This is a genomic window from Pedobacter sp. 01N416 (assembly GCF_056399685.1).
The window spans coordinates 1-5189 of sequence record NZ_JBFTRT010000362.1 but is presented as its reverse complement, the minus strand read 5'-3'; the positions used below and the strand labels follow the sequence as shown (position 1 = coordinate 5189).

The 5189-nt window shown below is 36.8% G+C and carries 6 protein-coding genes and 1 pseudogene; 2 read left to right on the top strand and 5 right to left on the bottom strand.

Translation table 11 applies throughout. The features are described 5' to 3' along the window. From AC1DND_RS18765 to rpsT, 5 genes are all read right to left on the bottom strand, one after another. A partial coding sequence (locus AC1DND_RS18765; RefSeq protein ID WP_477583930.1) for a radical SAM protein occupies positions 1-989 on the bottom strand: 989 nt, incomplete at its 3' end. A 5-nt stretch (positions 990-994) separates the two neighbouring features. Beyond that, a complete protein-coding gene (locus AC1DND_RS18760) occupies positions 995-1753 on the bottom strand; it encodes a prolipoprotein diacylglyceryl transferase (protein ID WP_477583928.1) in 759 nt (252 codons plus the stop codon). Between the two features lie 3 nt (positions 1754-1756). Continuing rightward, the gene (locus tag AC1DND_RS18755; RefSeq protein ID WP_477583926.1) at positions 1757-2593 is read right to left on the bottom strand and encodes an endonuclease/exonuclease/phosphatase family protein; all 837 of its coding nucleotides are present in this window, start codon (positions 2591-2593) and stop codon (positions 1757-1759) included. 106 nt (positions 2594-2699) lie between these two features. Beyond that, a complete protein-coding gene (gene radC / locus AC1DND_RS18750; RefSeq protein ID WP_029277287.1) occupies positions 2700-3398 on the bottom strand; it encodes a RadC family protein in 699 nt (232 codons plus the stop codon). Between the two features lie 71 nt (positions 3399-3469). Beyond that, the gene (gene rpsT / locus AC1DND_RS18745; RefSeq protein WP_029277289.1) at positions 3470-3724 is read right to left on the bottom strand and encodes a 30S ribosomal protein S20; all 255 of its coding nucleotides are present in this window, start codon (positions 3722-3724) and stop codon (positions 3470-3472) included. 242 nt (positions 3725-3966) lie between these two features. On the opposite strand from rpsT, the gene purN reads away from it, so the two are divergent. Together purN and AC1DND_RS18735 are read left to right on the top strand one after the other, a co-directional pair. After that, complete coding sequence (gene purN, locus AC1DND_RS18740) at positions 3967-4545, top strand: phosphoribosylglycinamide formyltransferase (RefSeq protein ID WP_477583924.1); 579 nt, start codon at positions 3967-3969, stop codon at positions 4543-4545. Positions 4546-4717: 172 nt separating this feature from the next. Continuing rightward, positions 4718-5189, top strand: a pseudogene (locus AC1DND_RS18735) (bifunctional phosphoribosylaminoimidazolecarboxamide formyltransferase/IMP cyclohydrolase); the annotation flags it as partial.

Here is a 5189-nt window from a genome sequence, read left to right as displayed (position 1 = left end):
GCATAACCCATACACAGCGCATCGGGATTACAGGGTACAGGGATTAAATCCTGAGGGGTAAAAACAGGGTATTGCTCATAAATTTTTCTGCGCACCTCAGTTAGGGTGATTCTTCCCTGTTGATCGTTATAATCATCATTTCTTCCGGCAACCTGAGTAGGCTGGAAAGTAACGCCGCGAACACATTTCTGCTTAAGTGCATAATCTAAAATATCGCCAATTTCATGATCGTTAAGGCCATTTTGCAAAGTAACCACCAAAGTAGTAGATACATTAAACTGGTTGAGGTGATCGATGGCTTTTCTTCTTACTTCTGTAAGGTCTTCTCCCCTTAGCTTGGTTAATACTTCGGCGCTGAAACTATCAAACTGCAGGTAAATTTCGAAATCGGGCATATAGCTTGCTAATTTTTCTACAAAGCCAATATCTTTTGCAATCCTGATACCATTCGTATTCACCATTAAATGTTTAATGGGTTTTGTTTTGGCAAGGTCTAAAATCTTAAAAAAATCGGGATGTACGGTTGGTTCTCCACCCGAAAGTTGAACCACATCGGGTTCACCCTCGTTTGCCACAACAACATCCATCATACGCTCTATTTCTTCCAGTGTACGGTGCCTGCCATAACTTGGCGATGACATGGCATAACATGTTGGACAGGCCAGGTTGCAACGATCAGTAACCTCTATTACGGTTAAACACGAATGTTGTTCATGATCGGTACACAAACCGCAATCGTAAGGGCAACCGTAGTGCACTTTAGTATTAAACTTAAGTGGCATTTCCGATTGTTTATTGTAATTCCTGATCTGTTTGTAATATTCTACATCATCAGCAATCATTACTTTGCTATCGCCATGCGTTCTGCAATTCTTCAGCATAAATACCTTAGCATCCTGAAAAACAATTTTCGCATCGCAAAGCTGTAAACATTCGGGGCAAAGACTTTTGGTATAATCGTAGTATATATAATCTCTGGTATTGGCCATAATGTTTACTGTTTATGTAAAATCTGTTTCGAAATTCTGATGATGAATTTATAATAATAAATAAAAATAAACAATGCAGACCAATGAATGCTGCTTAAATTTAAAAATAATGAATGGTAAGGTTTTATAAATTCTACCCAAAAACGGAACAGAAAATACAATACCATAAACAATTTAAAACGGTCTCCATTGATCAATGCCATATTTTTCAAGCCATTGAACAAAAAAATCAAAAGTATGAGGTAAACCATTTCGTAGAGCATAATGGGATGCCGCAATATGCCATCGCCCAAATCCATACCCGTAAAAAAATGGGTTGGGATGCCGTAGGTTGGCTCGTCGATCCCCATGGAAAAACAACCGATACGGCCAATAATAAGGGCAACCAAAATCGGGATAACGTAGACATCTCCGGAGGCGGTATTCACACCTATTATCTTTTTTATCAATTCAACACCGAACAAACCTCCAAGCAAACCGCCAACAATGGTTTTACTTTGATAAAGAACTGAAAAACTAAGGTGGTGAAGTACTTCAGGCGTTTCGAGCACAGCAATTACACGCGAGCCAATTAATGCTCCAAGCATAGCGCCCAGCATAATCCACAGCCTGTTTTCGTCAGATATCGGGTCTTTAATTCCTTTTTTATAGAAATAATATAACCTAACACCAATTATAAATGCCAGTGTTTCGAAAATATAATGATAATGATATGGGTTACCAAAAAGCTCGAATTGAAAGGGAAACAGAGATTTTAACAGCATTTATTAAAACCAAAGTCTGCAAAAAACAGGTAAATGGTCAGAATAATACCTTTTATCCTTACTATCAGTTAATACAGCGAATTTCTGCACCTTAAATCCTTTGTTTACAAAAATGTAGTCGATCCTGTTTTTCAGGTCACTGTTAAAATCAAAAGCATTAAAAGTACCTGTCGGGCCATATGGGGGCTCTACAGAAACATCTTTCGCATCGATAAGAAAAGATTTTATAGTAGCAATGGCTTCTGTCTCTGGCGTTACGTTTAAGTCGCCGGTAAAAACAACCGGTAGCGTTGGTGCAATCTGCTGAATTTTACGTTTAAGCAATTTAGCTGATTCGATCCTTGCCCGAACACCGATATGATCGTAATGTGTGTTAAAAACGATAAACTCTTTTTTATTCTGTTTATCGTACAATTTAACCCAGCTGCATACCCGGTTAAGTGCGGCATCCCAACCTTTTGATGGAACATCTGGTGTTTCTGACAACCAAAAAGTTCCGCCATCCTTTTTAGTGAACCTGTTTTTATCAAAATAAACAGCAGAAAATTCTCCCTTTCTTTTACCATCTTCACGACCAACACCCACTACATCGAAATTGGAATTCTCCAAAAGCGCATCAAACTGTTCAGGTAAGGCTTCCTGTACACAAAGAATATCAGCATCATGAAATTTCACCAGGGCTTTAACATTATCTTTCCGGTTAGGCCAGGCATTAACACCATCAGACGCTACATTTAAACGGATATTGTAAGTAATAATATTAATTGGGACTGCCGTTTTTTGCGCAAATGCCATAACGGTTAACAAAAGAAAAACAGGGATGATTTTTAAAGTATTCATAAATATAATTACACAATTTAATTAATGCTGGCTAGCCAGTAATATTTAATTTAAGCCGCTATTATACTAATTTAACGTTAATTGTATTTTAACAACCAAATATCTTTTAAATTAAATCTTCATCCCGATAACTATAGTAACGGTTATTGGCAAAAATCAGGTGATCGACCACATACAGGCTAAGCAAATTTCCTGAAGCAACCATATTCCTGGTCAATTTATCGTCGCTCTCACTGGGTTTTAAACTTCCGGAAGGATGGTTATGTGCCAATACAATATTTGCGGCATTGTTTTCTAAAGCTGTTTTAAAAATAATTTTCGGATCGGCTACCGTACCCGCCTGCCCCCCTTTACTAATCAAAAATTTACCTATTACCCGGTTAGACCTGTTTAGGAGTAATATCCAGAACTCTTCGTGATTGAGATTAGCGAAAGTTTGATGTAAATATTTATAAACATCGTTAGAAGTAGTAACATGGGTAATGGCCTCCTCCGCAGTTTCCTTCCGCCGCAAACCAAGCTCCAGAGCGGCAATTATAGTTAATGCTTTGGCTTCTCCAATACCTCTAAACCTGGAAAGCTCCAGAATAGAAGCTTTTCCCAGTTTTGTTAAATTGTTGTCGTAAAACGATAAAATCCTTTTACTTAAATCTACAGCGGTTTCGTTTTTACTTCCTGAGCCAATTAAAATAGCAATCAGTTCGGCATCTGTTAAATGTCTTCGGCCATGTAATAAAAGTTTTTCACGCGGGCGATCTTCTTCGGCCCATAACTTTATACCTAGTTTCTGTTCGTAATTTTCCATTTTTTTTAGACAAAAAAAGGCATCCTAACTTTTGGTTAGGATGCCTTTACTAATATCGTAAAAAAATTGGCTTATTTTAAACCGTTAACGAATTTCGTTAATTTTGATTTGTTATTAGCCGCTTTGTTTTTGTGGATAATATTCTTTTTAGCTAAACGATCTAACATAGAGATTACTTTTGGCAATAAATCAGATGCAGATTTTTTATCTTCTGCAGCACGTAATCTTTTAATAAAGGTACGTGTAGTTTTTGCCTGATATCTGTTACGTAAACGTTTTGTTGCGTTTGCTCTAATTCTTTTTAATGAAGATTTATGATTTGCCATTTCTATTTAGCCTTTTATTTTTCTTATTCGTTTCCTATAATTCGGGTTGCAAATATAGGATTAATGTTTTTAAATTACAAAACACTTTCAACTTTTTTTTCATTAAAATTGAACCCCATTTCCGAACTGCAAAAATACGTTAAAATTATTCATTATAAATACTTTAACTTAATTCAATAAAATTTCCTTTCGATTAAGAAAACAGGCTTAAAAATACTATTTTTGGGCAAAACGATTTTTGAGTGAAAAAACGAATAGCCATCTTTGCATCAGGTTCTGGCTCCAATGCCCAAAAACTGATGGAGCATTTTAAACGGAGTAATGAAATAGAAATATCTTTGGTGTTAACCAACAATGCAGATGCCTATGTATTGCAGAGAGCTGATAATTTCGAAATCCCCACTCATATTTTCGACAAAAACGAGTTCTACAAAACCGATGAAGTGATAGATCTTCTCAAAAATCTTGAAATCGATTTTGTTGTGCTTGCGGGTTTTCTCTGGCTGATCCCTAAAAACCTGATCCATGCTTACCCCGGCAGAATTGTAAATATCCATCCGGCAATCCTTCCAAAGTTTGGCGGTAAAGGCATGTACGGAGACCATGTACACAATGCCGTTATGGCCGCCGGCGAAACTGAAGGCGGAATAACCATTCATTATGTTAATGAAAACTATGACGAAGGAGAATATATTTATCAGGCAAGGTACAGAATAGACAAAAACGACAATCTGGAAATGGTAAAGTTTAAAGGTCAGCAGCTCGAACACCAGCATTACCCACGTATTGTAGAAACCATTGTTAAAAAAATCAGCAAATAAATCACACAATAAAACGGGTTAATAAGGATATTTAATCAGGCTTTAGGAGAGCTTACCTGGCAAATGAATATACCTTATTATATATAGTGGAATAAAATTTAATATTGATAGGTAAATCTCATTAAAAAACAATCCTGTTTTACTACCTTTGCGGCTCAAAATTTTCAGTAGAATGAGTCAATCCATTAAAATCAAAAACGCTTTAATCTCAGTATATTATAAAGATGGTTTGGAGCCATTGGTAAAATTGTTGGCCGCGCAAGGGGTACAGTTATTTTCTACCGGTGGAACAGAGCAATTCATCAAAGATTTAAATCTTCCGGTTACGGCGGTTGAAGATTTAACAGGTTATCCATCTATTTTAGGCGGACGTGTTAAAACCCTACATCCGAAAGTATTTGGTGGAATTTTAAACCGTAGAGCGTTAGCGGGAGATCAGGAGCAGATTGCTGAATATGAGATCCCTGAAATTGATTTGGTTATTGTTGACTTATACCCTTTTGAAGAAACCGTAAAAGCAGGCGGAACACCAGAAGAAATTATCGAGAAAATAGATATTGGTGGTATTTCCTTAATCCGTGCAGCTGCGAAAAACTTCAACGATGTGGTGATTATCGCATCGAAAAACGACTACCCTACTTTAC